Origin of the sequence: Brevibacterium sp. VCM10 (assembly GCF_000583215.1) — a bacterium.
GTDB lineage: Bacteria > Actinomycetota > Actinomycetes > Actinomycetales > Brevibacteriaceae > Brevibacterium > Brevibacterium linens.
Window position 1 is genome coordinate 1 of sequence record NZ_JAJB01000022.1, and the last position, 25,986, is coordinate 25,986.

Annotated in this window: 26 protein-coding genes; 10 read left to right on the top strand and 16 right to left on the bottom strand. The window is 66.3% G+C overall.

The genetic code is table 11. The features are described 5' to 3' along the window. Positions 1-120 precede the first annotated feature (120 nt). From AD89_RS0106230 to AD89_RS0106240, 3 genes are read left to right on the top strand one after another with little or no spacing between them, the layout of a single operon-like run. Entirely contained in the window at positions 121-522 is a 402-nt protein-coding gene (locus AD89_RS0106230) for a GntR family transcriptional regulator (RefSeq protein ID WP_025777746.1), read from the top strand. Positions 523-525: 3 nt separating this feature from the next. After that, complete coding sequence (locus AD89_RS0106235) at positions 526-1,443, top strand: ABC transporter ATP-binding protein (RefSeq protein ID WP_025777747.1); 918 nt, start codon at positions 526-528, stop codon at positions 1,441-1,443. Further along, a complete protein-coding gene (locus tag AD89_RS0106240; RefSeq protein ID WP_025777748.1) occupies positions 1,440-2,183 on the top strand; it encodes a hypothetical protein in 744 nt (247 codons plus the stop codon). Before AD89_RS0106235 ends, AD89_RS0106240 begins: the two co-directional genes overlap by 4 nt. Positions 2,184-2,240: 57 nt before the next feature. Here the strand turns inward: AD89_RS0106240 and AD89_RS0106245 are convergent, their stop codons facing one another. The 4 genes from AD89_RS0106245 to AD89_RS0106260 all read right to left on the bottom strand — a co-directional run bounded on the left by AD89_RS0106245 (position 2,241) and on the right by AD89_RS0106260 (position 6,514). Continuing rightward, positions 2,241-3,308, bottom strand: coding sequence for a permease (locus AD89_RS0106245; protein ID WP_025777749.1), 1,068 nt, complete (start codon positions 3,306-3,308; stop codon positions 2,241-2,243). A 68-nt stretch (positions 3,309-3,376) separates the two neighbouring features. Then, complete coding sequence (locus AD89_RS0106250; protein ID WP_025777750.1) at positions 3,377-4,387, bottom strand: polyprenyl synthetase family protein; 1,011 nt, start codon at positions 4,385-4,387, stop codon at positions 3,377-3,379. Between the two features lie 94 nt (positions 4,388-4,481). Beyond that, entirely contained in the window at positions 4,482-5,783 is a 1,302-nt protein-coding gene (locus AD89_RS0106255; protein WP_025777751.1) for a geranylgeranyl reductase family protein, read from the bottom strand. A gap of 2 nt (positions 5,784-5,785) precedes the next feature. Next, positions 5,786-6,514 carry a demethylmenaquinone methyltransferase gene (locus tag AD89_RS0106260; protein WP_025777752.1) on the bottom strand — a complete coding sequence of 243 codons (729 nt, stop codon included), beginning with the start codon at positions 6,512-6,514 and terminating at the stop codon, positions 5,786-5,788. Positions 6,515-6,596: 82 nt separating this feature from the next. Here AD89_RS0106260 and AD89_RS0106265 point away from each other — a divergent pair, with 82 nt between their 5' ends. Beyond that, entirely contained in the window at positions 6,597-7,961 is a 1,365-nt protein-coding gene (locus tag AD89_RS0106265; protein WP_025777753.1) for an isochorismate synthase, read from the top strand. A 111-nt stretch (positions 7,962-8,072) separates the two neighbouring features. Here the strand turns inward: AD89_RS0106265 and AD89_RS0106270 are convergent, their stop codons facing one another. Together AD89_RS0106270 and menD are read right to left on the bottom strand one after the other, a co-directional pair. Continuing rightward, positions 8,073-8,327 (bottom strand): Txe/YoeB family addiction module toxin, encoded by a 255-nt coding sequence (locus tag AD89_RS0106270; protein WP_025777754.1) that lies wholly within the window; start codon positions 8,325-8,327, stop codon positions 8,073-8,075. 149 nt (positions 8,328-8,476) lie between these two features. Beyond that, positions 8,477-10,252, bottom strand: coding sequence for a 2-succinyl-5-enolpyruvyl-6-hydroxy-3-cyclohexene-1-carboxylic-acid synthase (menD, locus tag AD89_RS0106275; RefSeq protein WP_025777755.1), 1,776 nt, complete (start codon positions 10,250-10,252; stop codon positions 8,477-8,479). 59 nt (positions 10,253-10,311) lie between these two features. Here menD and AD89_RS0106280 point away from each other — a divergent pair, with 59 nt between their 5' ends. Together AD89_RS0106280 and AD89_RS0106285 are read left to right on the top strand one after the other, a co-directional pair. Further along, on the top strand, positions 10,312-11,931 hold the full coding sequence (locus AD89_RS0106280; protein ID WP_025777756.1) for an alpha/beta hydrolase: 1,620 nt from the start codon (positions 10,312-10,314) through the stop codon (positions 11,929-11,931). Positions 11,932-11,946: 15 nt separating this feature from the next. Continuing rightward, positions 11,947-12,666 carry a hypothetical protein gene (locus AD89_RS0106285; RefSeq protein WP_025777757.1) on the top strand — a complete coding sequence of 240 codons (720 nt, stop codon included), beginning with the start codon at positions 11,947-11,949 and terminating at the stop codon, positions 12,664-12,666. A gap of 33 nt (positions 12,667-12,699) precedes the next feature. Here AD89_RS0106285 and AD89_RS0106290 read toward each other — a convergent pair whose 3' ends face one another. Then, the gene (locus tag AD89_RS0106290) at positions 12,700-13,866 is read right to left on the bottom strand and encodes an o-succinylbenzoate synthase (RefSeq protein ID WP_025777758.1); all 1,167 of its coding nucleotides are present in this window, start codon (positions 13,864-13,866) and stop codon (positions 12,700-12,702) included. Between the two features lie 113 nt (positions 13,867-13,979). On the opposite strand from AD89_RS0106290, the gene AD89_RS0106295 reads away from it, so the two are divergent. From AD89_RS0106295 to AD89_RS0106305, 3 genes are read left to right on the top strand one after another with little or no spacing between them, the layout of a single operon-like run. Then, positions 13,980-14,900, top strand: coding sequence for a 1,4-dihydroxy-2-naphthoyl-CoA synthase (locus AD89_RS0106295; RefSeq protein WP_025777759.1), 921 nt, complete (start codon positions 13,980-13,982; stop codon positions 14,898-14,900). A gap of 13 nt (positions 14,901-14,913) precedes the next feature. After that, complete coding sequence (locus tag AD89_RS0106300; RefSeq protein ID WP_025777760.1) at positions 14,914-16,149, top strand: AMP-binding protein; 1,236 nt, start codon at positions 14,914-14,916, stop codon at positions 16,147-16,149. 38 nt (positions 16,150-16,187) lie between these two features. Next, complete coding sequence (locus AD89_RS0106305) at positions 16,188-17,120, top strand: 1,4-dihydroxy-2-naphthoate polyprenyltransferase (RefSeq protein ID WP_025777761.1); 933 nt, start codon at positions 16,188-16,190, stop codon at positions 17,118-17,120. A gap of 46 nt (positions 17,121-17,166) precedes the next feature. Here the strand turns inward: AD89_RS0106305 and AD89_RS0106310 are convergent, their stop codons facing one another. Beyond that, positions 17,167-17,457, bottom strand: coding sequence for a DUF4229 domain-containing protein (locus AD89_RS0106310; protein ID WP_025777762.1), 291 nt, complete (start codon positions 17,455-17,457; stop codon positions 17,167-17,169). An 84-nt stretch (positions 17,458-17,541) separates the two neighbouring features. Between AD89_RS0106310 and AD89_RS0106315 the strand changes: the two genes are divergently transcribed. After that, entirely contained in the window at positions 17,542-17,973 is a 432-nt protein-coding gene (locus tag AD89_RS0106315; RefSeq protein ID WP_025777763.1) for a PLD nuclease N-terminal domain-containing protein, read from the top strand. A 326-nt stretch (positions 17,974-18,299) separates the two neighbouring features. Here the strand turns inward: AD89_RS0106315 and ccsB are convergent, their stop codons facing one another. The 8 genes from ccsB to hemB all read right to left on the bottom strand — a co-directional run bounded on the left by ccsB (position 18,300) and on the right by hemB (position 25,985). Then, the gene (gene ccsB / locus AD89_RS0106320; protein ID WP_025777764.1) at positions 18,300-19,301 is read right to left on the bottom strand and encodes a c-type cytochrome biogenesis protein CcsB; all 1,002 of its coding nucleotides are present in this window, start codon (positions 19,299-19,301) and stop codon (positions 18,300-18,302) included. A gap of 152 nt (positions 19,302-19,453) precedes the next feature. Beyond that, positions 19,454-21,064: a cytochrome c biogenesis protein ResB gene (resB, locus tag AD89_RS0106325; RefSeq protein ID WP_025777765.1), complete on the bottom strand. Its 1,611-nt coding sequence runs from the start codon at positions 21,062-21,064 to the stop codon at positions 19,454-19,456. Then, on the bottom strand, positions 21,064-21,828 hold the full coding sequence (locus tag AD89_RS0106330; RefSeq protein WP_025777766.1) for a cytochrome c biogenesis CcdA family protein: 765 nt from the start codon (positions 21,826-21,828) through the stop codon (positions 21,064-21,066). The genes resB and AD89_RS0106330 overlap by 1 nt, the downstream gene beginning before the upstream one ends. Beyond that, a complete protein-coding gene (locus tag AD89_RS0106335; protein WP_025777767.1) occupies positions 21,825-22,424 on the bottom strand; it encodes a TlpA family protein disulfide reductase in 600 nt (199 codons plus the stop codon). Before AD89_RS0106335 ends, AD89_RS0106330 begins: the two co-directional genes overlap by 4 nt. Then, positions 22,421-23,062: a histidine phosphatase family protein gene (locus tag AD89_RS0106340; protein WP_025777768.1), complete on the bottom strand. Its 642-nt coding sequence runs from the start codon at positions 23,060-23,062 to the stop codon at positions 22,421-22,423. The genes AD89_RS0106335 and AD89_RS0106340 overlap by 4 nt, the downstream gene beginning before the upstream one ends. Beyond that, positions 23,059-24,420, bottom strand: a complete 1,362-nt coding sequence (gene hemL, locus AD89_RS0106345; protein WP_025777769.1) for a glutamate-1-semialdehyde 2,1-aminomutase — start codon at positions 24,418-24,420, stop codon at positions 23,059-23,061. Before hemL ends, AD89_RS0106340 begins: the two co-directional genes overlap by 4 nt. A gap of 69 nt (positions 24,421-24,489) precedes the next feature. Next, the gene (locus tag AD89_RS0106350) at positions 24,490-24,957 is read right to left on the bottom strand and encodes a MarR family winged helix-turn-helix transcriptional regulator (protein ID WP_025777770.1); all 468 of its coding nucleotides are present in this window, start codon (positions 24,955-24,957) and stop codon (positions 24,490-24,492) included. After that, a complete protein-coding gene (gene hemB, locus AD89_RS0106355; protein ID WP_025777771.1) occupies positions 24,957-25,985 on the bottom strand; it encodes a porphobilinogen synthase in 1,029 nt (342 codons plus the stop codon). Before hemB ends, AD89_RS0106350 begins: the two co-directional genes overlap by 1 nt. Position 25,986 lies beyond the last annotated feature (1 nt).

Consider the following 25,986-nt stretch of genomic DNA (forward strand, 5'->3'; position numbering starts at 1 on the left):
TCAGGTAGCAATTGGGGCGGGCCCCAGGATTACCCGCTCGGATCGCCCCCGACCCTTGACACCACCCTCGGCACCATGGTTCATTAGTTAAGTAACTAACCAACTCACATGGAGCCGAATGTGATCGACGACGCCAAACCCCTGTTCACTCAGATCGCAGAGAAGGTCGAGGACTCCATCCTCAACGGCACCTTGCCCGAGCTTTCCCGAGCACCATCGACGAATGAACTCGCGACCTTCTACTCCATCAATCCGGCCACTGCAGCCAAAGGCATCCACCGGCTCGTCGACAAGGGCGTGCTGGAGAAGCGGCGCGGCATCGGAATGTTCGTCACCGAGGGAGCCCGCGCTCTGCTCATCAACGAACACCGCACCGAATTCTCCGAGAACTTCATCAGCCCCCTGCTGAGCGAGGCCAACCGCCTCGGCCTCGGCGCGAAGGACGTGATCGCGCTCATCGAAGAGCGCTCCCACGAACTCCGCCTGACCACCGCACTTGACCCGACCGAAGCGAAGGGATGACTCATGAACTCCGTCGTCGAGATCCGCCACCTCACCAAGACGTTCAAACACACCACCGCGCTCAACGACATCAGCCTCACCATCGACGAGGATTCGATCTACGGACTGCTCGGCCGCAACGGCGCGGGCAAGACGACACTGATGTCGATCCTCACCGCCCAGAACTTCGCCACCAGCGGGGAGGTCGAAGTCTTCGGAGAGAACCCGTACGAGAACGCCCGGGTGCTGGGCCGCATGTGCTTCGTCCGCGAAAGCCAGAGATACCCCGACGACTCCAACGCGACGCATGCGTTCGCGAACGCCCGACTGTTCTTCCCGCACTGGGACCACGACTTCGCCGAGGAGCTCATCGACGACTTCCAACTACCGCTGAAGACGCCGATCAAGAAGCTCTCCCGCGGCCAGCAGTCGGCCGTCGGCGTCATCATCGGCCTGGCCTCCCGCGCCGAGATCACCTTCTTCGACGAGCCCCACCTCGGCTTCGACGCCGTCGCCCGGCAGACCTTCTACGACCGGCTCATCGCCGACTACGCAGAGCATCCGCGCACCATCGTGCTCTCAAGCCACCTCATCGACGAAGTTGCCGATCTCATTGAGAACGTCATCGTCATCGACCGCGGCAGCATCATCATGGACGAGACCACCGAGGAGGTCCGCAACCGTGCGGTCAACATCGTCGGCGACGCCGATGCGATCAACCGCCTCGCTGCCGGCCGTGAGGTCATCCACCGCGAATTCCTCGGTCGAGTCGCCTCGGTGACGATGCTCGGCCACCTCAGCAATGCCGATCGCGAACTCATCGCCGAGGCCAACCTCGATCTCACTCCCGTCTCCCTCCAGCAGCTCATCGTCCGCAGCACACAGGCAGACGCCTCGGACCATCCGAGAGCCGAGAACGACATCAGGAGCCTCCAGTCATGACCGCCGCACTCGACCACCCGCCCCAGACACCAGCCGCCCGACCGAAGAACCGCACGCTGGGAGTCGTCCGCCTCCAGTTCACGAATACGCAGACCTTCGTCTGGGTACCCGTCCTCGTCCTCGGCGGGGTGTGGCTGATCACTCTCGTCATCTACTGGATCATCTCCTCATCGGGAGCGGACGGCCCGATGTACAGCGGAGGGTCACAGGCACCGCTGTGGTACTTCGCCGTCGTCGGTGCCCAGGCGATGAATCTCACGTTCTACTTCTCACAGGCCATGAGCCTTACCCGCCGGGAGTTCTACCTCGGCTCCCTGATCGCGGCCGCATTCAGCGCCGTGGGGATCTCGGCCGTCTTCGTCGCGCTCGGACTCATCGAACAGGCCACCGACGGCTACGGCATGGGCGGCTACTTCGCCTATCTGCCGTGGGTGTGGGAGCACGGCCCCTTCGCCGCCGGGCTCATCTACTTCGTACTCACGATGCTGTGGTTCGTCCTCGGCTTCTGGTTTGCGATCGTCAAGCACCGCTTCGGCTCGCTCATTCTGACCGTAGCACTCATCGTCATCGGCATCGTGCTGCTCGCCGGAGCCGCATGGGTGAGCATCAGTCGGGGCTGGGGCGAGGTGTGGATGTGGCTGGCGCAGGCGGAGGCGCTCGGACTGGCACTGTGGGCGCTGGGGCTGACCGTGGTCTTCGGGGCCGGGTCCTATCTCACCCTCCGCCGTCTGACGACGTAGTCAGCTCGATCGGGGCCAAAAGTCACCGTCACCGAGGCGGTCCCACCGTGCCGTGGCTCAGCTGAGCAGGGCCAGCGCTCCCCCGGCCAGTACCGCAGCGACCGCGACGGCGGCACCCATTGCTGCCGTCGTCTTCCACCCCATCGCCTTGCCGACCATGACCATCGACGGAATGCTCAGCGCCGGCAGCGCGATGAGCAGTGCACCCGTGACACCGGCTCCGACGCCGAGTGGCACGAGGGTGAGGATGATCGGGATCTCTCCACCGGTGGGAATGACCAGCAGGGTCGCTGCGACCGCCACGATCAGGACCGCGCCGGCACCCAACTGGGCTTCGAGCCCGAATACCCCGGTCAGCCACGGTGCGATGAGTCCGATGACGAACACGAGCGCAAGGTGTTCGGGCACGAGGATGAGCGTGAACCTGGCCAAGGACCGCAGATAGCGGGTGGGCAGCGACGACAGACGCGCCGAGGCGGCGTCGGGCTCGGGTGCCACCTCGGCGGGACCGCTCACCCACCGTCCGATGAGAGCAGCCGCACCGACCGCGACGAGGAGCGCGAAGACGATGCGCACGGCCATGTACTGCCACGGCAGGACGAGGGCCAAGAAGATGAGGACTGCGGGGTTGAGCAGCGGATTGCCCACCCAATAGGCAAGAGCGGCCGACCGCCGCACGCCCGAATCCCGCAGACCTGCGGCCACCGGCGCCGCACAGCAGGTGCACATCATCGACGGCATCGACAAGACGGCACCGACGAGGGACTGACCGGTGTGGCTGCGCCGGTTGAGCAGCCTCAGCAGCCAGTCCCGCGGCACCAGGGCATCGACGGCGGCCGCGACGACCAGCGCCACGAGCAGGGCCTTCCACACGGCGGTGAAGTACACCAACGTGAAGTCCCACGCACCGGACAGCGACACCGAATCCCCGGCGGCGTCGAAGAGCGGCGAGCCCTCCCACAGCGAGGTCTGGCTCAGGGTCAGAGTCTTGTCCCAGTACGGCAGCCATTTCGACCAGCTCAGGCCGACGACGAGCAGCAATGCGAGCACGCCGAGTCCGACCCAGTCGGCGGCACGGAGTCTCTGCGGGGGCCGAACTGGTGCCGAAGCCGAGGTGTGCGTCATCGCGGTATGTCCTTTGTGCCTGTGCCGTAACGGCCGAGAAACTGATCAGAAGCGGTCGGAAGAAGGTTTCAGGAGGTGCGGGCGACGACGGAGTCGGCGAAGGCGAACAGCGAGTCCTTGACACGCCCCTCCGGCAACGGGACCAGAGCCGCCTTGGCCTCATCGGCCCAGCGCAATGCTTCTGCTCGGGCCTTCTCGGTCACAGGATGGGCCGCCAGCGCAGCACGAGCGGCTTCCAAAGCGTCATCGGAGGTCAGATCCGCGTCGAGGAGGTCGACCACCTCGGCGGCGGCGGCATCCCCGTCGGCGGCAGCGGCCCTCACGTAGAGCACGGGCAGGGTGGGCACGCGTTCACGCAGATCCGTGCCCGGGGTCTTGCCCGACTCGGAGGATGTCGTGGTCAGGTCGATGATGTCATCGGCGAGCTGGAAGGCCACACCGACGCGTTCGCCGAAGACCCGGACGGGTTCGGCCAGCGCCTCATCGGCTCCGGAGAACATGACGCCGAAGCGCGCCGAGGTCGCGATGAGCGATCCGGTCTTGTCGGCGAGCACCTGGATGTAGTGCTCGATCTCGTCGGCGTCCTCCGGCGGGCCGGCGAATTCGTTGAGCTGACCGAGGACGAGACGCTCGAATGTCTCCGCTTGGATGCGCACGGCTTCGGGGCCGAGGTTCGCGGTGACGCCGGAGGCCTTGGAGAAGAGCAGATCGCCGGTGAGGATCGCCACCGAATTGCCCCACACCTCGTGGGCGGCCGGTGCTCCGCGGCGCACGGGCGCGTCGTCCATGACGTCGTCATGGTACAGCGATGCGAGATGAATGAGTTCGACCGCGACGGCCGCGTCGATGATGTCGTCGTTGTTCGCATCGCCGAGGCGGGCGGTGAGCAGCACCAGGTTCGGACGGGCTCGTTTTCCGCCGGCGGCCAGCAGATGCTTCGATGTCTCATCGGGCAGTCTCCGTGTCTGTTCGGTGACCTCGTAGAGACGGGCCTCCACGGTTTCCAACTGGGTCGAGATCTCTGCCGCGAGCTGGGCGTCGTCACCGGTGAAGGTGGCCGGAGAGGCTAGGTGGCTCATGTCCTCGTCATTCGTCGTAGTCGTTCTCGGCATGCCGTTGTCACAGCCCTTGCGCTCAGAGTTCTTCACTGTGGTCTCACCGTGGTCCGTGCGCTCAGACATTGCTGGTGGCCGGGACGATTCGGGTCAGGGCGGAGATCACCCTGTCGATGAGATCGGCCTCGGAGACCTTCGGGTCGCGGTAGAGGTTCGCCAACAATTTGACGACGAACTCCATCACAACGTCAACACCCATACCGTACTTGATTCCGAACTGCATGAGCGCAGGATGGCCGATGATCGAGGCGAAAACGCGACCCAGGGTGAAGTATCCGCCCAGGGAGTCTCCGAGCAGCGACGGGTACTCCTCCAAGCGACGACGCATCACGGCCTGCGGGTAGCGCGAATAGGTGGAGATCACCTCGGCGGCGATACGCGCGGATTCCAGCGCATAGTCGATGCCTTCGCCGTTGAACGGGTTGACCATTCCGCCGGAATCGCCGACGAGCAGCAGACCGCGGTGGAAGTGCGGTGTGCGGTTGAAGGCCATCGGCAGGGCCGCGGATTTGATCGGGCCCAGAGAGGTGGATTCGTCGATGCCCCACTCGTGCCCCATGTCAGCGATCCACTGGTTCATCATTCCGCGCAGATCCACGGACTTGAATTGGGGTGAGGAGTCGAGCAGTCCGGCACCGATGTTCACGGTGCCGTCGCCGAGGGGGAAGATCCACCCGTATCCGGGCAGGGTCTCGGATTCCCCGGCCGCGTTCGTCGACCGCATCTCCACCCAGGATTCGATGTAGTCATCGGCGTGCCGTGGAGTCGTGTGATAGGCGCGAGCGGCGATTCCCATCGGCCGGTCGTCGCGCTTCTCCAATCCCATGGACACGGCCAGCCGGGAGGAGACTCCGTCTGCGGCGATGACGATCGGGGCCCGGAAGTGGGCTTCGGGTCCCACACGGCGGCCTCGGTGGTCGGTTCCGGAGGCGTGGACGCCGCGGATCCATCCGTCTTCGCCGATGTCCGGCGACATGGCGCGAACCTGTTCGAAGAGTCGTGCCCCGCTGCGTTGAGCGTGGCGGGCGAAGGCTTCGTCCATGCTCATGCGCGGGCGGGTCACCCCGTAGTTCGGAGTGCCGTCGATATCGGGCCAGTCGAGTTCGAGACGGTGGCCGCCGCCGATGAGTCGCAGGCCCTTGTTCCTGTGCCAGCCGTCGGCTTCCGGCAGCTCCATTCCGAGGTAGCCGGCCTCTTTGACTGCGCGCGGGGTCAGGGCGTCGCCGCAGATCTTGTCGCGCGGGAATCCTGACTTCTCCAGGATGATGACCTCGTGCCCGGCCTGGGCGAGGTAGGCGCCGATCGCGGAGCCGGCCGGGCCGGCACCGACGACGACGACTTCGGCATCGAACTCATTCATCGTCAAGGCTGGGTCGACTCCGCGGTGTCGGCCGCCTCGGCGGGCTTGAGGGCATGGTGGACGGCGACGATTCCGCCGGTGAGGTTGCGGTACTTCACCTGGTCGAAGCCGGCGTCGAGGATCTGGTGGGCGAAGGCGTCCTGGTTCGGCCATTCACGGATCGACTCGGCGAGGTAGACATAGGCTTCCGGGTTCGAGGACACGGCACGTGCCACGGCGGGCAGGGCCTTCATCAGGTATTCCTTGTACACGAGGCTGAAAGCGTCGAGCGTCGGAGTGGAGAATTCGCAGATGACGAGGCGTCCGCCGGGTTTGAGCACGCGCAGCATCTCGGTCAGAGCCTGATCGACGTCGTTGACGTTGCGGATGCCGAAGGAGATCGTGACGACGTCGAAGCTCGAATCGGCGAAGGGCAGGTCCATCGCATCGGCGTAGATGAAGTCGATCTGCGGGTGCCGACGGCGGCCCTCGGCGAGCATACCGGTGGAGATGTCCCCGGCCACCACTTCGGCGCCGTGGTGGGTGAACGTCATCGAGGAGGTGCCGGTGCCGGCGGCCAGATCGAGCACGCGCTCACCGGGTCCGGCGGCCACGGAATGGGCGACGGTGCGCCTCCAGACGCGAGCGAGTCCGAAGGAGAGGACGTCGTTCGTCAGGTCGTATCGGGAGGCGACATCATCGAACATCGACGCGACGTCGGCGGGCTGTTTGTCCAGCTTGGCACGGTTCATGAGCATATTCTCTCAACACCTCAACCGGGAGGGCGAATCCGGATGCCTGACAGGGTTGATACTGAACTAGACTCGAGGCGACATGACTTTGACTTTCGGCACTTCCGACATCCTCTCCGCTCCTCCGCGTCTGCGCGTGCGGTCCCGTTTCGTCGACGACGTCGATCCCGGGCCCGGCTTCCCCTTCGAGTCGGGTCTGCCCACGACCGTGGAGCAGACGCTCGAGCTGCTGCCGACCGACGGCTTCTCCTGTTGGGTCCGAGACACCTCCGGTCTCATCGGCTTCGGCCGCACCCTGCGCATCCGTGCTCGCGGTCGGCAGCGGTTCACCGAGCTCTCGGATGCGTGGAAGGCCATCACCGAGGCGGCTCAGATCGAGGATGAGGTCGATCTGCTCGGATCCGGGCTCATGTGCTTTGCCACGGTCGCGTATTCGGGCGAATCTGAGGTCGATTCGATCATCCACGTCCCCGAGTTCGTTCTCGGCCGCCGCGGCGGTCGCGTGTGGCTGACTTCGATCTCGACGGCCGAGGTGCCGCCGCTGCCTCCGGTGCTGCAGGCCGAACCGCTGCAGCGGGTGCAGTCGGCCCGGGCCGAAGCCGGGCACCTCGGTCCCGAGAAGTGGGCTCGGCTCGTCGAGCAGGTCGCCGGCATGCTCACCCCGATCGACACCTCCGCAGAAGTGGATGCATTTGCGGAGGATCCGACTCTGCGTAAGATCGTCCTCGCCCGCGACGAGGTCGTCACCACCGATGAGGACATCGACGTGCGTGCGGTGCTCGGCGCGCTCAACCGCAGCTACCCGAGCTGCTGGACCTTCGACATCGCCGGTCTCATCGGGTCGACCCCGGAACTGCTCATCGGGGTCGAGAACGGCAGAGTCACCTCACGTGTGCTCGCCGGGACCTACCGAGTGGAGAAAGACCCGATGGAGGAGATGCCTGCGGCCCGGAGGCTGCTGAGCGCGCACAAGGACAGCACCGAGCATGCCTTCGCCATCGCCTCGCTGCAGCGCAGCCTCGGTTCGGTCGCCGAGGATGTCACCGTCGATGAGCGCCCCCACCTCCTGCCCTTGGCCAATGTCATCCATTCGGCGTCGGACGCGCAGGCGAACCTGTCCCCCGAGTCCGGACTCACCGCCCTCGACGTCGCCGCAGCGGTCCACCCGACCGCGGCCGTCGGCGGGTACCCGCAGGCGAGCGCGGTGGCGCATGTCGATGAGCTCGAACCCCTCGACCGCGGCCGTTACTCCGGTCCCGTCGGGTGGATGGACGGGCGCGGCAACGGCCAGTTCGGCATCGCACTGCGCTGCGGTCAGCTCGAGGACCGCAATCGGATCCGGCTGTATGCCGGGGCCGGAATCATGCCGGATTCGGATCCCGACACCGAGGTGGCCGAGACGGATGCGAAGCTCAAGCCGATGCGCCGTGCGCTCGGTTTGGATTGACGGTACCGATCGTTATCGGAACTCCCCGACGTTGTCCCGCGCCCACTCGGCGAAGGTGAGCGCCGGGCGTCCGGTAAGGCGGGCCGTGTGCCCACACCGAAGGCCATTGACTCAGCAGTGGTAGTGGGCCTGAAGAATCACGAGGTCTTCGTCGACGACGAGATAGACCAGTCGGTGCTCCTCGGTGATGCGCCGCGACCACGAGCCCTGGGCTCCGTACTTCAGCTGTTCGGGCCTGCCGATCCCCGAGAACGGTTCACGCAGGCAGGCGTCGATGAGCGTATCGATGCGCTTCAGTATCTTCCGATCGGCAGTCTGCCAGTGTTTGTAGTCCTCCCAGGCCGCCTCGTCCCAGACCAGACGCACTCAGGCTCCCTCATCCGCGCGATCAAGGTCGTGGAACTCGACCTTCCCGCCGCTGGCACGGTCATAGGCATCGAGCAGACGGCGCGCGTTGGCCGGCGACCGGAACAGGTAGGCAGTCTCCTGCCATGCAGCGTAAAAGCTGCGCGGGCTCAGTCGAGTCGGACTTCGATGATGCGACGAGCGCTGGCGGTGGTCGCGCTGCGATCGTCGGCGGCGCCGAGGCCCTCGTCCATGGCATGGTCGAAGCTCACCAGGTCGCTGACTCGCATGTACTCCCAGCCGTAGGCCGCGGCGAGCTCGGCGAATCCGCGACCGTGCGGGACCGTGAAATAGCGCTCCATGAAACCTTCGAGGTGGGGCTGAGAATGTTCGAGCCCGGAGAAGATCGCTCCCCCGTCGTCGTTGAGTACGACGATCGTCACGTCACCGGCAGCCTCGGCGCTCGGGGTGAGCAGTCCGCCGATGTCGTGGAGCATGGCGATATCACCGATGAGCAGGATGACCGGCTCCCCCAGGCCCAAGGACAGACCTGTCGCCGTCGAGATCAGTCCGTCGATTCCGGCGAGCCCGCGTGAGGCGTGGATGCGGGCGCGGATGTCGGTGGCGTCGCTGAGGTAGCGCACCGAATTCGAGCTGGCCACGAACAGCGTGAGGTCCTGCGCGGCCAGCCGCTCGGTAATCGTCCGTGCGGTCGACTGGAATTCCCTCGCCGAGGTGGTATTGGAGGTCTCGGCCGCGGTCGGTTCCGGGAGGGATTCCGCGGCCCGCTCTGCTCGTGCGGCTGCCACGAGGGACGTCCCGGCGTCGATCCAGGCGCGCACCCAGGCCAGCCCCGAGGCGGCAATCCCCTGCGCCTCTCCCGCTGCCGGCAGCCCTTCGGCCCTCTCGTCGTGGACGGTCATATCGAACGCATCGATGGCGTCCGGAACGTGCTGCACAGTCACGGATTCGTCGGGCAGCAGTGCCGCCACGGGCCTGGTCAGGGTCGGCTTTCCGTGGACGATGACGGTGCGGATACTCTCGCGCAGCTCGGGGTGATTGCTGAGCACGCGGGCATGAGCCGGCACGACCGTCGAGGGTTCGAATGATCCGGAAGTCGAGGATTCCTTCGAATCAACAGCGGTGCGAGCCAGCGGGCTCGATGGTTCGGCAAGCACCGGAAGATGCTGGTCGGCGGCGAGCGCATGCAGAGATTCGGCCGGATACCCGCCGGCGTCCCCGGCGACGAGGACGGTCCCGTCGGTGATGGTGACTCCGAGGTGCGCACGAGACTCAGACACGGTCGCCCTCGCACGTCGCCCTGCGTCGTTCGCAGCCAGCGCGCCGATCTCGTCCGTCCACGCGTTCAGCTCCCCCGGGGTGGGAACCAAGGGGGTGTCGAACTGCACATTGAACTGGACGGGGCCGGCCGCCTCGGTGACGGTGTCCTTGTGAGATCCCAGTGCCGCAGCCACGGCCTCCGACACGGATCGGGCGACCGCCTCGGCGCTGTCCCCGGCCGGGATATCGAAACGGGCACGGACGTCGCTGAGCACCTGTGACTGGTCGTCGATGGTCTGGTTGGCTCCGGTGCGGCGCAGCCGAGCGGGGCGATCCGCGGTGAGCGCGAGCAGCGGCAGATGCCCGTACGAGGCTTCGAGGACGGCAGGGTGGAGGTTGGCCACGGCCGATCCGGACGTCGTCACGACCGCCACGGCGGACTCGCTGCCGCGCGCACGCAGACCCCGGGCCAGACCGAGGGCGAGGAAGGCGGCATCGCGCTCATCGACGCGCACATGAGTCCGGATGAGCCCCGCCTCGTTCAGCGGCGCCAGGGCATAGACCAAGGGCGCGGACCGTGAACCGGGGGCGAGGACGACATCACTGACACCGGCGTGGACCAGGCTTCGGGCAATCTGCTGCGCCACCGCGCTCGAATTCGACATCACCTGATATTCAACCACCTGACCCCCTGTGGTTCACCTCCGCCCTCTATCCTCGAGAAATGCGCCGCTCGTTGATCATCGCGATGGGAGCACGTGCCATCCGCACGCTGACCGCGGCTCGCGCACAGCGCGGACGGTATCCCGTCCTCGACCAGAACAGTGCCTTCCTCGGCCCGGAACCCCGCGGCAAGGACGCCCGGAAATGGCACATCCGCGACAAACGCAAACTCTCGCCGAGGCTGCGCGAATTCTTCATCTACTCCCCCGCTCTCGGCCGCACTGTCGGAGTCCGTGTGCTGCTGCCGGGCATCCCCGCCGAGGTCAGCCCTGTCATCCACCTGTTCCACGGCGGCGGAGACGACTTCCGGTCATGGACGGACTTCGGGTCCGCCGAGGAGCTCACACTCGATTCCCCCTACCTCGTCGTCATGCCCGACGGCGGGGCCGGAACGTATTCTCGGCTGGCCGTGGGCAGCGAGGTCCACGATTGGCCGCGCTTCCACACCGAGGAGATCCCCGAGTTCCTCGACGCCACCTATTCCGTGGACTTCACCCCGGAGAACCAGCTGCTCGCCGGACTGTCGATGGGCGGGTACGGCGCAATGAAGTACGCCGCCTGGCATCCCGACCGCTACGGTGCCGCGGCCGCCTTCTCCTCACCCCTGGACCCGCTGTCAACGGTGCCGGCCTTCGACATCATCGCCATGCGCGAGGGTGCGCGGTCGATGACGCTCTTCGGCGACCCCGTGCCCGATCGCAGCGAATGGCTGGCGAACTCCCCGTACGCCCTGGCCGAGAATCTGACCGGCATGGACCTGTGGTTCAGCGCCGGCTCCGGCAGCCTCGATGAGTCGAAGGACCGTGACCTGCTCGAGTCGATGATCAATTCTCAGGGCGAGCGCTTCTCCGCCCGCCTCAACGCCCTCGGCATCCGCCACTCGTGGTTTCCCCGCACCAGCGGCCTGCACAACTGGAGCAGCTGGGAACGTGAGCTCGGAGCGTGGCTGAAGACCTTGGCCCGCCGCCGGAACTATGCGAGTTCGGTTCGAACCTCGGATCGGACAGAGTCTGGCGGGTCCGGGTCGGCCGGCAGCTCGGGCTCGGCCGGCAGCTCGGGCTCGGCCGGCTGGGAGGAACCTCTCCCTCGCCGAGGCGGCCGCCGCGTCGCCGACGGCGGGGAGTTCTCTTATCTCACCGGTCATGCCCTCTTCGACATCCACGGTTGGCGAGTGGAGATCTCCCGGCGACGCGCACAGATCGTGCGCTTCGACGCCGTCAGCGCTTCCGGGTTCTCCCTGTCCGGGACCGGCAGCTTCCGGGTGCGCACCCCGGGCCTGTTCGAACCCAAACGCCGTTATGACATCACGGTCTCTGGACCCAGCGGTGACAACGCGTATCAGCAGCGGGCGGACAAGAAGGGCCGGCTGACGTTCACCGGGCGGTTGGCAGCAGCCATGCACGATCCGATCATCCCGGGCAAACGCACTGCGCACTTCACCACGCTGGGACAGGACGAGGTGACCACGGTCAGGATCGCCTCGGCGCCGGAGCATGCCGAGACGGCCGCCGCGGTCGATGTTTCAGATCCGGCACAGATCGAATACTCCGATGCCGGACCGGGCGCATATATTGAGAGCGGTCGTGATGCTGCGGCCGCCGATTCTCCTACTGAACGCTGACTCGAGAGGTCCATTGTGAAACGCATACTCCCAGCCATCGCACTCATCGCCGGTCTGACCCTGGTGGGCTGCTCGGGCGGCCAAGACGGCGCCGACGAATCTCAGGACGGCGGAAGCCAGGACAGCGGCACTGCGGGACAGACCGAAGAGGCGCCGCAGGCCACACAGCTCGACGAAGCACAGCTGACGAAGATCCTCGAATCCACCGATGCCGACGGTCTGTCCTTCAAGGCCATCGACACCGGCTCGGCCTCCGGCAGCGAAGCTCTCAAGGCACTCGAGCAGGCCGAGTACGAGCCCAGCGAATGCAAGGACCTGTCGATGGCCGCACTCAATGCCTCCCAGGCCAGCGACAACACCACGGTCACCGGCGTCTCGAGCGACAACACCATGTCCGTGGGGCTCGTCAGCCTCGCCGACGATGATGCCGCCGCCTCTCAGGTGAAGACCTCGAGCGCGGTCACCGAGAAATGCAGCGACGTGAGCATCAATTCTCAGGGCATCGAGATGAAGATGAAGTTCGAATCCTTCGACGCCACCGTCGCCGGCGCCGACGAAACGCTCGGGGTCAAGGCCACGATCGATGCCGGCGGGCAGACGGTCCTCAACACGAACTCGATCACCGCGCGTGTCGGCAACAACGTCGTCACCGCGGCCAACGTCGCCGACATCGACGAGTCGACGGTGGCGACGACGGCCGAGACCTTCGTCGACGCCGTCAAGAACGCCGGCTGAGCTCAGGAGTCAGTTCAGGGTCCGGTTCAAGCCTCAGCCCTGCACTGAACCGAGCCGCAGGTGCGACCAGCACTGCTGGAGTCGCTCCGCCCACCAGTCGTATCGCCTCGGATCCACCGCCAGCGCCTGCAGGCGGTCAGGGTCCGGGGCGATGCGCGTGACGGGGACGTATCCGTCGACTGGGCGCATCCCGGCGTTCGGGTCCACGACGTCATCGGCGAAGAGACGCACCGTGCCGAGCCCGCAGGCCGGATCATCGCCGAGGAGTCGACGACTGCTTTCCGTTCGGGGCAGCAGTGCGGCCAGTGCGGCACCGGCGGCCAGGCCGACAGAGGATTCGAGAGCCGAGGACACGACGGCCGGCAGGCCCGAAGCACTGATGACATCGAGGGCGGCGCCGATTCCGCCCAACGGCTGGACCTTGACGATGATGACCTCGGCTGCCCCGAGCTCTGCCACGCGCAGCGGATCCTCGGCCTTGCGGATGGATTCGTCGGCAGCGATGACGATCGGCAGTCCTCGCCGGGAGAGTTGCCCGCGCAGCTCGGCGAGCTGCTCGACCGCGGGCACCGGCTGCTCGAAGTACTGGAGATCGAATTCGGCGAACGCTTCGCAGGCTGCGAGGGCTTCGGTCGGTGTGTAACCGGCGTTCGCGTCCAGGCGCAGCGTCGTATCCGGGAAGAGCCTGCGGAACTCCCGCAGGCGCTTCAGATCCTCTGGGAGGGAGTCGATACCGTGTTCGGCGACCTTCGCCTTGACGGTGCCGACCCGGCCATAGCGAGACAGGATCGATTCGACCTGATCCGGTGGGCACGCGGGCAGGGTGCCGTTGACGGCGACGGTCTCACCGCTCGCCACCGCAACCGGAGCGCAACCGCGCCCCTGATCGGTGGAGGGCACCGCCTCGGCGAGGGCGGCGGGCTGCGGGATCAGTCCGGAGAACTCGAGGGAGGCGCGCAGCCACCGGCTGGCCTCCTCGGTGTCGTATTCGACGAACGGGGAGAACTCCGCCCACCCGGCGGGGCCCGAGAAGAGCGCCACCTCCCGCTCCGTGATCCCCCTGAACCGCGTGACCATCGGCAGCCGCACCACATGCAGGTCCTCGATGACCTCATCGAAGCGTCGGGGAAGATCGAGCGGTGCTGAGGAGAGAGGAACAGGTTTGGGTGCACCGGAGCGCGAACGGTCAGAATCGGCCATGAGCCCAGACTAACTCTCACCGTCCCTGCCATGCCTGCCTGCCGCTGGGAACCGCACCCTTCGCCACCCGGGCCCGGACCGTGGGCGAAGGTCCACGCGCTAGGCTGGGGACCATGACGGTTTCAGACATCTTCGACACTTCTGCCTGGCGTGAAGTCTCCGGCTTCGACTTCACCGATATCACGTACCACCGGGCCATCGATCCTGCCACCGGCAGCGACATCGGCTGTGTGCGCATCGCCTTCGACCGCCCCGAGGTCCGCAACGCCTTCCGTCCGCACACCGTCGACGAGGTCTACCGCGCCCTCGACCATGCCCGCCAGACCTCCGACGTCGGCGCCGTGCTGCTCACCGGCAACGGCCCGAGTGAGAAGGACGGCGGCTGGGCGTTCTGCTCCGGCGGCGACCAGCGCATCCGTGGTCGCTCCGGCTACCAGTACGCGTCCGGTGAGACCCGTGAGAGCGTCGATCCGGCACAGGCCGGACGCCTCCACATCCTCGAAGTCCAGCGGCTCATCCGCACCATGCCGAAGGTCGTCATCGCCGTCGTCCCCGGCTGGGCCGCCGGTGGAGGACACAGCCTCCACGTCGTGTGCGATATGACCATCGCCTCCCGCGAGCACGCGAAGTTCAAGCAGACCGATGCCGATGTCGGCTCCTATGATGCGGGCTACGGTTCCGCCTATCTGGCGAAGATGGTCGGGCAGAAGAAGGCCCGTGAGATCTTCTTCCTCGGCCGCACCTACTCTGCTCAGGAGATGGCAGATATGGGCGCCGTCAACGAGGTCGTCGACCACGCCGACCTCGAAACCGCCGCCCTGCAGATGGCTCGCGAGATCATCGGCAAGTCCCCGAACGCACAGCGCATGCTCAAGTTCGCCTTCAACCTCGTCGACGACGGACTCGTCGGCCAGCAGGTCTTCGCCGGTGAAGCCACCCGACTGGGCTATATGACCGACGAAGCCGTCGAAGGACGCGATGCCTTCCTCGAGAAACGCGACCCCGACTGGTCGCCGTTCCCCTGGTACTACTGAACCGAGTCCGCGCATGACCGCACGCGAACTGCACCCCGCCGAGCTGCCCGAGGCCATCGATCGGGCCCTGACCGGGACCTCGATCCTCATCCTTCCGTCGGATCGCGACGGCACCGTCACCGAGGCGGCTTTCCGCGATTGGGCCGGACCGGGCCCCGCTCCGGCGCTGATCCTCTTCACCTCCGGGTCGACGGGGAAGGCGAAAGCGGTGGCGTTGTCAGCAGACGCGCTCACAGCCTCGGCCCGGGCGACCGAACGGTTCCTCTCCGGACCCGGCGACTGGCACCTGTGCCTGCCGGTCAACCACATCGCCGGGTTCCAGGTCGAGCTGCGCGCCCGCCTGGCGGGCCGCGCCCCGGTCAGGGCCGCCTCGGCGAGGTTCACCGCCCAGTCCTTCGCCACCGAGGTCACCGCCTTGGTGGAGCGGGCGGACGGGCGACCGACGTACACCTCGATCGTGCCCACCCAACTCCACCGGATCCTCGAGGACGGCTCTGCCACCGAGGCGGCCGGACGGATCTCGCACATCCTCCTCGGCGGAGCGGCGATCTCACCGTCGCTGCTCGACCGGGCCGAAGCCGCAGGACTGGCGATCGTGCGGACCTACGGGATGAGCGAGACGGCGGGCGGCTGCGTCTATGACGGCGTGCCCTTCGACGGGGTCGAGGTGACCATCACCGAGGCGGGGACGATCGATTTGACCGGACCCGTCGTCGCCGACGGCTACGTCGAGATCGGCGACGACGGGACCATCCGCCCGGTCGACTCCCCCGACCTCACCGTCGACGAAGCGGGACGACGGATCATGTACACCAGTGACCTGGGTCGGATCGACTCCGGTGTGCTCAGTGTGCTCGGTCGCGCCGATGACATCATCGTCTCCGGGGGCACGAACGTCTCCCCGCACGCCCTGGAGACCGGACTGCTGCCGAGCTGGCAGAAGGCGGGAATCGAGGAGATGCTCGTGACCTGGGTGCCCGACGAGGAATGGGGCAAACTCATCGTCGCACTCGTCCGGACTGCCGACGACGGTGGAGTCGAGGCGGAGAATCCGCGAGAATCGGCACAGCGACTCAACGCCCTCGACCATGGGATGACGGGGCATCTGCTGCCGCAGCTCGTCTTCCCGGTCGCGGAGATTCCGAACCGCTCGATCGGCAAACCCGATCGCCGAGCGGCGGCCCGGATCGCAGCGGATCTCGTGGCGAACGATCCGAATACCCTTACCGGTGAACAACCGGTAATATAAGACGGCTCCACAAACCGACAGGAAGGTGAGAGAGACCTATGGCTGATGCCGCCCAGTGGATTTCTGGAGCTCGACTGCGAACTCTGCCCCTGGCTCTCGCACCCGTCCTCATCGGAACCGGCGCCGCTATCGGTTCCCTCGGCGGATTCACCGCCTTCATCCTCGACGACATCTCCGGCAACGACGAGCACGTCAGCCTCACGCAGATCCTGCTGCGCGGGTTGCTCGCCCTCCTCGTCTCCCTGTGCCTGCAGATCGGTTCGAACTACGCCAACGACTACTCCGACGGCATCCGCGGCACCGATGACGAACGTGTCGGGCCCGTCCGTCTCACGGCGACCGGGCTGGCCGAACCCCATGCGGTCAAGCGGGCGGCTTTCATCTTCTTCGGCCTGGCCGGGGTCGCGGGCATCGTGCTCATCCTGATCTCGCAGGCGTGGTGGTTCCTCATCGTCGGGGCCGCCGCCGTCGCCGCCGCCTGGTTCTACACCGGCGGCAGACGACCGTATGGCTACATGGGCCTCGGTGAGGTGTTCGTCTTCGTGTTCTTCGGCCTGGTGGCGACCTTGGGCACGATGTGGATGCAGGTCGGCCATCTCAGCCTCAGCGGTTGGGCCGGTGCCGTCGCGATCGGATCACTGGCTTCGGCCGTGCTCATGGTCAACAACCTCCGCGACATTCCCACCGACATCGAGGCGGGCAAGATCACTCTGGCCGTGAAGATGGGCGACAATGCCGCGCGCATCGCCTACGCGGTGCTCGTGCTGCTGCCCTTCGCGCTGCTGGCGCTGGCGATCCTCGACGGACATCCCGCCGTCGCCTTGGCGATCCTCGCCCTCGTCCCGGCTCTGAGTCCGCTCAAGACGGTGCTCAGCGGCACGACGGGTCCAGGGCTGATTCCGCCGATCAAGTCCACTGGACTGACCGGATTGGCCTTCTCCGCGCTGATGGGCCTCGGCCTGGCGCTCTGAGGCGCGCGGCTCACTCAGTCCCGAGCCGCTGCAGCGCAGTCGCAGCTCACTTCGACTGGTCGCCGTCGTCTCCGAGACGCTCTTCGACGATCTCGTCCTCTGCCGCCTCATCGGCGCCGACGCGCTTGGGCTTCGACGCCCGCTTGGCCACCTTCGCTTCGATCTCGGTCGCCGCCTTGGCGCGCATCTTGCCCAGCAGCAGGTAGCTCAGCAGTGCGCCGATGATGATGGCGGCGATCGCCATGACCAGATTGAAGCCGAGGAACGGAAACAGGACGAGGCCGGCGGCGATGATGAGGCCGAAGCGTGCGAGTGTGTAGAGCCAGAAGGTGCGCATTGTCCCAATTTTAGCCTCCGATCGTGACTGTCTTGTCACCGCCCGCTGGAGGCCGCGCTCAGGTTGGTGGACTATCCTTGATTTATGGCTCGACTACTCATTGCCGCAATCGTCCTGGCGGCAGCGGTGACACTGTACGGACTCTTCGATTGCCTGTTGCGCGATCGGGGTCTGATTCGAGTCCTGCCCAAACCTGTGTGGGCACTCATCATCCTCGTCATTCCCGTCCTCGGGTTCATCCTCTGGTACCTGTTCGGACGCGGTTCGGAGGACAAGCCCACGCGCGGCACACGCCCTCGCGGTCAGGTCGCCCCCGATGACGATCCGGACTACCTGCGACAGGTGGACCGCGAACTCAAGCTCGGCAAGCACGCGCCTCCGGCGGAGGACAGCGATGAGACGGATCCCCCGCGCGATGATTCCGCCGAGTCGGACGACGACAGCGGTCCCGCTGACTCCTCCGCCGACTCCGATGACCAGGGCACCAAGGGCGACGGTCGCGGCCGCTCCAACTGAGAGCTTCTGTCCGCCGTCCTGACCGGCTGGTCGCTCTCGCCACTGAGCCGCGAGCATGCTTCGCCTCACAACCGCGCCGGTTCCCGTCGCTCCATCCTTGACGCAGACGCGCCGCATTGGCCGCTGTTCGGCGACAGCGCAGCAGCCAAAACACAAACGGCACGGTCTGAGGTGGACAGCCCAGTTTCAAACATGGGCTGTTCACCTCAGACTGGGCCGTCAGCAGTTATGGCTCCCGGGTGCGGGCGGTGGTCCCGGGTGCGGGTGGTGCGGGCGGTGGCTCCCGCTGCAGGTCGTCAGAGCGGCCCTGAGAGCGACGCAGCCCCTCACCCGAGGCCGGAGTACGAGTGCAGGCCGTTGAAGTACATGTTGACGACGGTGAAGTTGAAGATCACCGAGGCGATGCCGATGAGGTTGAGCACCGCCACCTTCGTCGGCCCCCAACCGCGGGTCGCACGGGCGTGCAGGTACGCGGCGTAGATGACCCAGACGACGAACGTCCAGATCTCCTTCGAGTCCCAGCCCCAGTAGCGGCTCCAGGCCACCTCGGCCCAGATGGCGCCGGCGATGAGGGTGAAGGTCCAGGTGATGAAGCCGACGGCCGCGATCGTGTACGAGGTGCGCTCCAGGTCGGTGCTCGAGGGCAGACGGTGCAGGAACCGCAGCCACTTCGGGTCCTTGGTCTCGTGCACGCTCTTCAAGATCTGGAAGACCGCGAGGATCGCAGAGATGTAGAGCAGTGAGGTCGAGAGGATCGCGATCGGCACGTGGATGGCGATCCAGTACGAATCCAGAGCCGGGATGAGCTTCGCGGCAGGGGTGTAGAAGACGGTGATCGCCAGTCCCAGGCACAGCAGCACTCCCCCGGAGACGAACGTTCCCAGGTAGCGGACGTCCTTCTTCGTCAGCACGAGGAGGTAGACGATGACGGTGATCGCGGTGGCCGTGAGCACGTACTCCATCATGTTGCCCCACGGCACACGAGCCACCGACAGCGCACGGGTGAGCACTCCGCCGACATGGAGGAGCATGGCGAGCACGAGCAGCGAGGTGCCGATGCGGGCTCCGCGGTGCCGGTTCTTCCGCGACGGCTCCACCGCGCCGGAGTCGTCGCCCGGCCGGTCAAGGACGGCAGTCGTCGCCGTCTTCCGATTCGTCCGCCGCACCGTGCTGACCTTGGCCGAGGCGGTGATCTCGGATTCCGAGGTCTTGAGTTCACGCTTGCCGAAGAGATCGAAGGCGTAGAAGATCATGGCGACGGCGTAGACGATCATCGCCGAGATGATCAGCTGGTTCGACCACATCGCGAGGTCAGTGTTGACGTCCATTCATCCTCCGCACCACAGGAGTGCTCTTCTATCGCATGCTACTGCCAGACTGTCTGTCTGTACTTATGTCGTTGTGCGCCCGCCCGATTCCGTGAGGAGACCGGAGGCGACGCACACTCCGCGGCTATTCTACTCCTCGTAGTACTTCGGGTTCATCTTTCGTCGTCCTCGCCGTCTGCGCCTTCATCGGGCTCCGGATCGCGCAGGGCCTTCACCAGGTCATCGACGGCGCGTTCGACCATCGGATCCTCACCACGGGCCAGGGCGGCCACCTCGGCGTCGCCGTTCCTGATCCGCACCCAGACGCGGCGGCGGGGAATGAACAGGGACAGGCCGAGCCCACCCAGAACAAGGATCGCACTGATGAGCATGAGCGCCTGCGTCGGGTCCTGGGAGATGTCGACGGCGATGTACTTCTTGACTCCGTCGAAGGTCACCGAACCGCCGTTCGGCAGGTTCTGCGTCTCCCCCTCGGCGAGCTGGATGACGAGCGGATTGCCCGACTCATCGGTCATCTCCGTCATGTTGTCGGCATCGAGGGTGTACACGGACTGCGGGACTCCGGAATCGAGGCCGAGGTCACCGGTGTACCCGCTCATCACGAGGTAGGGGTTGCGCAACTCGGCGAAGCTCGAGATCAGCTCCCCGTCCTCATTCTGCGCAGCCGTCGGCAGGAACACGCCGACGAATCCCATCTGCGTACCGGCCGAATCCGGGACCTTGATGACGCCTTCGGAGGTGTAGCCGGGGTCTCCGCCGTCCGGGATGAACACCTGCGGACCGGACTGGACGATATCGCCCTTCGCATCGCGAACGGTCACCTCGGGGGCGTAGCCGTTGCCGGTGAGGTAGACGCCGACGCCGCCCACACGCACCGGTTCGTTGACCTTGAGCACGTGCGATTCGGTCTCCCCGTCCGCCGTCGTCGTCACCTTCGCATCGAAGGTGCGCGGCTGACCGAACTGATTGCCCGCCGCCTGATCGTCGAAGGTGGAGGTGAAGGAGTCGAGCTTGAGCCGGAAGTCCGGCAGATTGTCGGCATCGTAGTAGGAACCGGGTTCGAAGGAATCGTAGGAGACCAGCGAATTCGAGAACGTCTCCCCCTCGACGAGGATGCGCTGACCTTCGTAGCCGAACAGCGATCCGATCGCCATCGTCAGGGTCGCCATGAGCAGCGCGATGTGGAAGACGAGGTTGCCGGTCTCGCGGAGATAGCCGCGTTCGGCGGCGATGTGATCGGACTGCCGGTTGATCCGGTATCCGGACTTCTTCAACCGGGCTTCCGCGGCATCGAGGAAGGCCTCGTCCGCGTGCTCACGGGTGTCCGTGTCTGCCTGCGCCGAGGTGAAGGAAGCGTATCCGGGCATCCGGGACAGCCGCCTCGGTGCTTTGGGCGGGGACGAGCGCATCGCCTTCCAGTGCTGTTTGGTGCGCGGGACAACGCAGCCGACGAGCGAGATCATCAGCAGCAGGTAGATCGCGGAGAACCAGATGGACGAGTACACGTCGAACATCTGGATGGTGTCGAGGAACTGCCCCCAGGCACCGTTGTTCTCCAGGAAGGTGTTCACCCGGCCCGGGTCCTGGATCCGCTGCGGCAGCAGCGAACCGGGGATCGCAGCGAGCGCGAGGACGAGCAGGAGGATCAGGGCCACCCGCATCGTCGTCAGCTGCGTCCACGCCCACCGGCACATACCGAGGAACCCGAGCTGCGGCTGCGTTACCGTCGACTTCGCGCTCGCCGGCTTCGTCTTCGTCGCCACTAGATCACCACTTCGAATCCATTGATGAGACCTTGCAGAGAGGTCATCCACATGTTCCATACGCCGCTGGCCATGAGCACACCGAGGATGATGAGCATGATGCCCCCGGCGCGCACGATCGCGGTCTGATGCTGCCGCACCCACACGAGTCGTCCGGCGCCCTTGTGGATCGCCAGTGCCAGGAGGATGAACGGGATGCCCAGGCCCAGGCAGTAGACGAAGGCCAACAGTGCTCCGCGCCAGATCATCCCGTCACCGCCGAAGCTCACCGACATGCTCAGCACAGCTGACAGGGTCGGACCCACACAGGGCGCCCAGCCGAGCGCGAAGGTCGCTCCGAGCACCGGTGCACCCCAGAGCCCGGCCTTCGGTCTGGCACGGATCCGATGCTCGTTCTGGAGCAAGCCGAAACCGCCCATGAACACGAAACCGGCGAGGATGACGATGACGCCGAGGACGCGGAGGATGATCGACTGCCACTGGGAGAACAGCGCTCCGAGCGCGGAGAAGCTGGTTCCCAACAGCACGAAGACGACGGTGAAGCCGAGGACGAACAGGCTGATGCCCACGACCACTCGCCACGTCTGCTTGTCCTTCAGCGAGGATCCGGACAGCCCCGTGACATACCCGACGTAACCGGGCACCAGGGGCAGCACGCACGGAGAGACGAATGAGACGAGACCGGCCAGGGCCGCCGCGCCGGCAGCCAGCAGCAGCGGTCCCGAGAGGACGGTCTGGGCGAAGTCCGCCCCGAGCCCACTCACTCGGACAGCACGTCCTCGATGAGTCCCTTGAGAGTCGACGAGTCGACCTCGCCGACGACTCTGGCTGCGGCCCGGCCCTGCGCATCGAGGATCACCGTCGAGGGGGTGGCCTGCGGGGGCAGGACGCCGGAGAGCAGGGAGACCATCTCACCGTTCGAATCGAGCATGTTCGGGTACGGCACCTGGTAGTTCTGAATGAACGCGTTGGCCGCGGCCGCTTGGTCGCGGACGTTGACGCCGATGAACTGGGCCTTGTCCCCGAGCTCCTCGGACACCGATTTCAGGTCCGGGGCTTCCTTCCGGCACGGCGGGCACGCCGCATACCAGAGGTTGACGACGACCGGAGTGGGGCGCAGATCTGCCAGCGACATCGACTCTCCGTCGAGGGTCTCGAAGCTCAGCTCGAGAGGCTCCCCGCGGTCCTCGGCCGCCACCTGCGAGACGACGCCCGAACCGGAGACGTAACCCTGGTCGGATCCGGCCTGATCGGCCAGCTCATCGTTCTCGCTGCAGGCGCTGAGCGCCAGGGCCGTGCCGGCGGCGAGCGCCGAGGTGAAGAGGGCCCGCCGGTTGAGGGGATGGCGACCGAAACTCATGCTCCCGCCACCGCGGTGCCCGGCTGCAGATCCGCACAGATGCTCTCGTAGCTCACGGACACCAGTGTGGAGGAATCGAATGTGAAACTGGTGATAGAAGCCAGGTCACATTCACGTCTGCGGGGGTCGTGGACGAGCGAACGCCCCTCCCCCGACAGGCGGGTCATCCAGATCGGCAGCTGGTGGGAGACGATGACGCCCTCGGCGTCCGGACCGTGGTGGGCAAGCTTAGAGCGCAGACTGGCCATCGCGGCCCGCATCCGCAGCACGATCTGCTTGTACGGCTCTCCCCAGGACGGGATGAGCGGGTTGTACAGGCGCACGAAGTTCTTCGGCTCGGCGAGCCTGCGGGCGTTGAGCTTCTGCCCCTCGAACGAGTTCGCGGCTTCGATGACCCGATCGTCGTCGAACACCGGCAGGTCGAGGGACTTCGACAGCGGACGAATCGTCTGCTGGGCCCGCAGCAGCGGAGAGGCGACGAGTTCGACCGGACGCGTGGATGCGGCGTGGAAGTGCTCGGCCACGCGCCCGGCCATCTCGTGTCCGCGCTCGGTGAGACCGAAATGCGGCAGACGACCGTAGAGGATGCCCTCGGGGTTGTCGACTTCGCCGTGCCGGACGAGGTGGATGGTGGTCATGACTGCGCCTTCCCGGCCTCCGGAACTGCGGCCGCGGCCTTGGCCGCCGCAGGCAGTGCGCTGAGGATCCGGTCGAGAATCTCATCGGTGTGGGCGTACGAGAGGAACCAGGCTTCGAACGCGCTCGGGGGCATGTGGATGCCCTGGTCGAGCATGGCGTTGAAGAATGCGGTGTAGCGGTCGACGTTCTGCGCCCGGGCCTGGTCATAGTTCGTCACAGCGGTGTCGGTGAAGAACACGGAGAACATCGAGTTCGCGGACTGGATGACGTGGGCGACGCCTTCGGCCTCCAGGCTCGCAGCGACTGCCGGGCGCAGAATGTCCGCGGCACGACCGATATGCGAGTACACATCGAGTTCGGTCGTCAGCGTGAGCGTGGCCAGCCCGGCAGCGGTGGCCACCGGATTGCCCGACAGCGTTCCGGCCTGGTAGACGGGCCCGGAGGGGGCGAGGTGGGCCATGACGTCGGCGCGACCGCCGAAGGCCGCTGCCGGGAAGCCGCCGCCCATGACCTTGCCGAAGGTGAACAGATCGGCCGGCCCGTCGGGATAGCCGAGGGTGTCGACTTCGTATCCGTACCAGCCGGCGGCGGAGACGCGGAAGCCGGTCATCACCTCGTCGCTGATCATCAGCGCGCCATGAGCCTTGGTCAGGCGGCGGATCGTGTTCGTGAAGCCGTCGCGGGGAGGCACGACGCCCATATTTCCGGGGCTGGCCTCGGTGATGACGCAGGCGATGTCGTCGCCGTGTTCGGCGAACACGGCTTCGAGCCCGGCAGCGTCGTTGTAGTCGACGACGATCGTGTCCTGCGCCTGGGCTCCGGTGACTCCGGGAGTGTCGGGCAGGGAGAAGGTGGCCAGTCCGGAGCCGGCCTGGGCCAGCAGGGAGTCGACGTGACCGTGGTAGCAGCCGGCGAACTTCACGACCTTGGACCGGCCGGTGTATCCGCGGGCCAGGCGGATCGCCGACATCGTCGCTTCGGTGCCCGAGGACACGAGGCGCACCTGGTCGACGGGATCGACGCGGCGAACGATCTCCTCGGCGAGTTCGACCTCACCGGTCGACGGAGTGCCGAAGGAGAAGCCCTTGACGGCGGCTTCCTGGACGGCGGCGACGACCTCGGGGCGGGAGTGGCCCATGATCATCGGACCCCAGGATCCGATGAGGTCGATGTAGTCGTTGCCGTCGGCGTCGCGCAGCCACGCACCGGTCGCCTCGGTGATGAAACGGGGGGTTCCGCCGACGGCCTTGAACGCGCGGACCGGGGAGTTCACTCCGCCGGGGATGACCGCCTCGGCGCGGGTGAAGAGGGCTGCGGACCGATCGGTGGTGTGACCGTTCGTCTCTGCTGTCGTCATGGTTCTCCTCTGATTCTTCGCGGGTCGGATTGCGTCCCGGGGTCGTTCTCAGTTGCGCGTGCGGACGGCTCAGGCGCCGTCGATGTCGGTCATATGGTCGAAGACTTTGGTGAAGATCCGGCCCAGGGTCGCCATCTCCTCGGGATCGAGGAGATCGACAAGGTGGCTGCGGACTCCGGAGACATGGTCGGGGGCGGCGGCCTGCAGCAGCTGCCATCCGGCCTCGGTCATCACACAGTTGACTCCACGGCCGTCCTCGGGGATGGCGGAGCGCTCCAACAGTCCCCGCTTCTCCATGCGGGCGACGCTGTGGGTCAGTCGGGAGCGGGACATGGTCGTATCGGTGGCCAGCAGCGCCATTCGCATCGTCCGGTCATCGTGTTCGGACAGACGCACGAGGATCTCGTATTCGGGCAGGCCGATGCCGTGCTTGTCCCGCAGCTCCTTGTCCAGCTGTGTGCTCAGCAGCTGCGAGCCGCTGAGGTAGCTGCGCCAGGCCTTCTGGTCGATGGCCGACAGCCAGCGTGGCTCGGTCATCACCGGCCTCCGTCTGCTGTGTGGTTCGGCATGTGGCCCTCGGCCTCGGTTCGGAGGCGGTGGGCGACCTCGGTGGCCCAGTAGGTCAGTATCGCGTCTGCCCCGGCACGTTTGAAGGCGATGAGGGATTCGTCGATCGCCTTCTCCCGGTCGATGGCTCCGGCCGCGGCCGCGAATTCGATCATCGCGTACTCCCCGGACACCTGGTAGGTCCACACGGGCACGATCGATTCCTGCGCCACCTCGGCGAGCACATCGAGATACGGCAGGCCGGGCTTGACCATGACGATGTCGGCGCCTTCGGCGAGGTCGAGGCCGAGTTCGCGCAGCGCTTCGCGACCGTTCGCGGGATCCTGCTGGTAGGTCTTGCGGTCGCCTTTGAGTTCGGAGTCGACGGCTTCGCGGAAGGGACCGTAGAACGCGGAGGCGTATTTCGCGGTGTAGCCCATGATGACGGTGTCGGTGAATCCGGCTGTGTCGAGTGCCTCCCGGCAGTAGGCGACCTGACCGTCCATCATGCCCGACAGCCCGAGCACTTCGGCCCCGGCGCGGGCTTGGGCCAGCGCCATCGAGGCGTAGCGGTCGAGGGTGGCGTCGTTGTCGACTCCCCCGTCGCGGTCGAGGACTCCGCAGTGACCGTGGGAGGTGAATTCGTCGAGGCACAGATCCGCCATGATCACGGTGTCATCGCCGAGTTCGGCGACCAGCAGCGACAGCGCCCGGTTGAGGATTCCCTCGGGGTCGTCGGCCTGCGAGCCGACCTCGTCCTTGTGCTCGGGGATGCCGAAGAGCATGAGTCCGCCGACGCCGGCCGCCACCGCTTCCCGGGCCGCCTCGAGCAGGGAGTCCAGCGTGTGCTGGACGACTCCGGGCATGCCGCTCAGCGGCAGCGGTTCGCTCAGCCCCTCCTTGACGAACATCGGCAGGATGAGGTCGGAGGGATGGACGCGCACCTCGGAGACGAGCCGGCGCAGTGCCGGGCTCGACCGCAGTCGGCGGGGACGGACGGTTCCGGGAACCAATGACATG

Coding starts and splice junctions, on each gene's coding strand:
- AD89_RS0106290 (WP_025777758.1), bottom strand. CDS start 13,866: ATGGCCGATTCTGACCGTTCGCGCTCCGGTGCACCCAAACCTGTTCCT.
- hemB (WP_025777771.1), bottom strand. CDS start 25,985: ATGTCATTGGTTCCCGGAACCGTCCGTCCCCGCCGACTGCGGTCGAGC.
- AD89_RS0106300 (WP_025777760.1), top strand. CDS start 14,914: ATGACCGCACGCGAACTGCACCCCGCCGAGCTGCCCGAGGCCATCGAT.
- ccsB (WP_025777764.1), bottom strand. CDS start 19,301: ATGGACGTCAACACTGACCTCGCGATGTGGTCGAACCAGCTGATCATC.
- AD89_RS0106340 (WP_025777768.1), bottom strand. CDS start 23,062: ATGACCACCATCCACCTCGTCCGGCACGGCGAAGTCGACAACCCCGAG.
- AD89_RS0106250 (WP_025777750.1), bottom strand. CDS start 4,387: ATGAGCCACCTAGCCTCTCCGGCCACCTTCACCGGTGACGACGCCCAG.
- AD89_RS0106310 (WP_025777762.1), bottom strand. CDS start 17,457: ATGCGCACCTTCTGGCTCTACACACTCGCACGCTTCGGCCTCATCATC.
- hemL (WP_025777769.1), bottom strand. CDS start 24,420: ATGACGACAGCAGAGACGAACGGTCACACCACCGATCGGTCCGCAGCC.
- AD89_RS0106315 (WP_025777763.1), top strand. CDS start 17,542: ATGGCTCGACTACTCATTGCCGCAATCGTCCTGGCGGCAGCGGTGACA.
- AD89_RS0106350 (WP_025777770.1), bottom strand. CDS start 24,957: ATGACCGAGCCACGCTGGCTGTCGGCCATCGACCAGAAGGCCTGGCGC.
- AD89_RS0106260 (WP_025777752.1), bottom strand. CDS start 6,514: ATGAACCGTGCCAAGCTGGACAAACAGCCCGCCGACGTCGCGTCGATG.
- AD89_RS0106305 (WP_025777761.1), top strand. CDS start 16,188: ATGGCTGATGCCGCCCAGTGGATTTCTGGAGCTCGACTGCGAACTCTG.
- AD89_RS0106235 (WP_025777747.1), top strand. CDS start 526: ATGAACTCCGTCGTCGAGATCCGCCACCTCACCAAGACGTTCAAACAC.
- AD89_RS0106265 (WP_025777753.1), top strand. CDS start 6,597: ATGACTTTGACTTTCGGCACTTCCGACATCCTCTCCGCTCCTCCGCGT.
- AD89_RS0106280 (WP_025777756.1), top strand. CDS start 10,312: ATGCGCCGCTCGTTGATCATCGCGATGGGAGCACGTGCCATCCGCACG.
- AD89_RS0106245 (WP_025777749.1), bottom strand. CDS start 3,308: ATGACGCACACCTCGGCTTCGGCACCAGTTCGGCCCCCGCAGAGACTC.
- AD89_RS0106255 (WP_025777751.1), bottom strand. CDS start 5,783: ATGAATGAGTTCGATGCCGAAGTCGTCGTCGTCGGTGCCGGCCCGGCC.
- menD (WP_025777755.1), bottom strand. CDS start 10,252: ATGTCGAATTCGAGCGCGGTGGCGCAGCAGATTGCCCGAAGCCTGGTC.
- AD89_RS0106240 (WP_025777748.1), top strand. CDS start 1,440: ATGACCGCCGCACTCGACCACCCGCCCCAGACACCAGCCGCCCGACCG.
- AD89_RS0106335 (WP_025777767.1), bottom strand. CDS start 22,424: ATGAGTTTCGGTCGCCATCCCCTCAACCGGCGGGCCCTCTTCACCTCG.
- AD89_RS0106295 (WP_025777759.1), top strand. CDS start 13,980: ATGACGGTTTCAGACATCTTCGACACTTCTGCCTGGCGTGAAGTCTCC.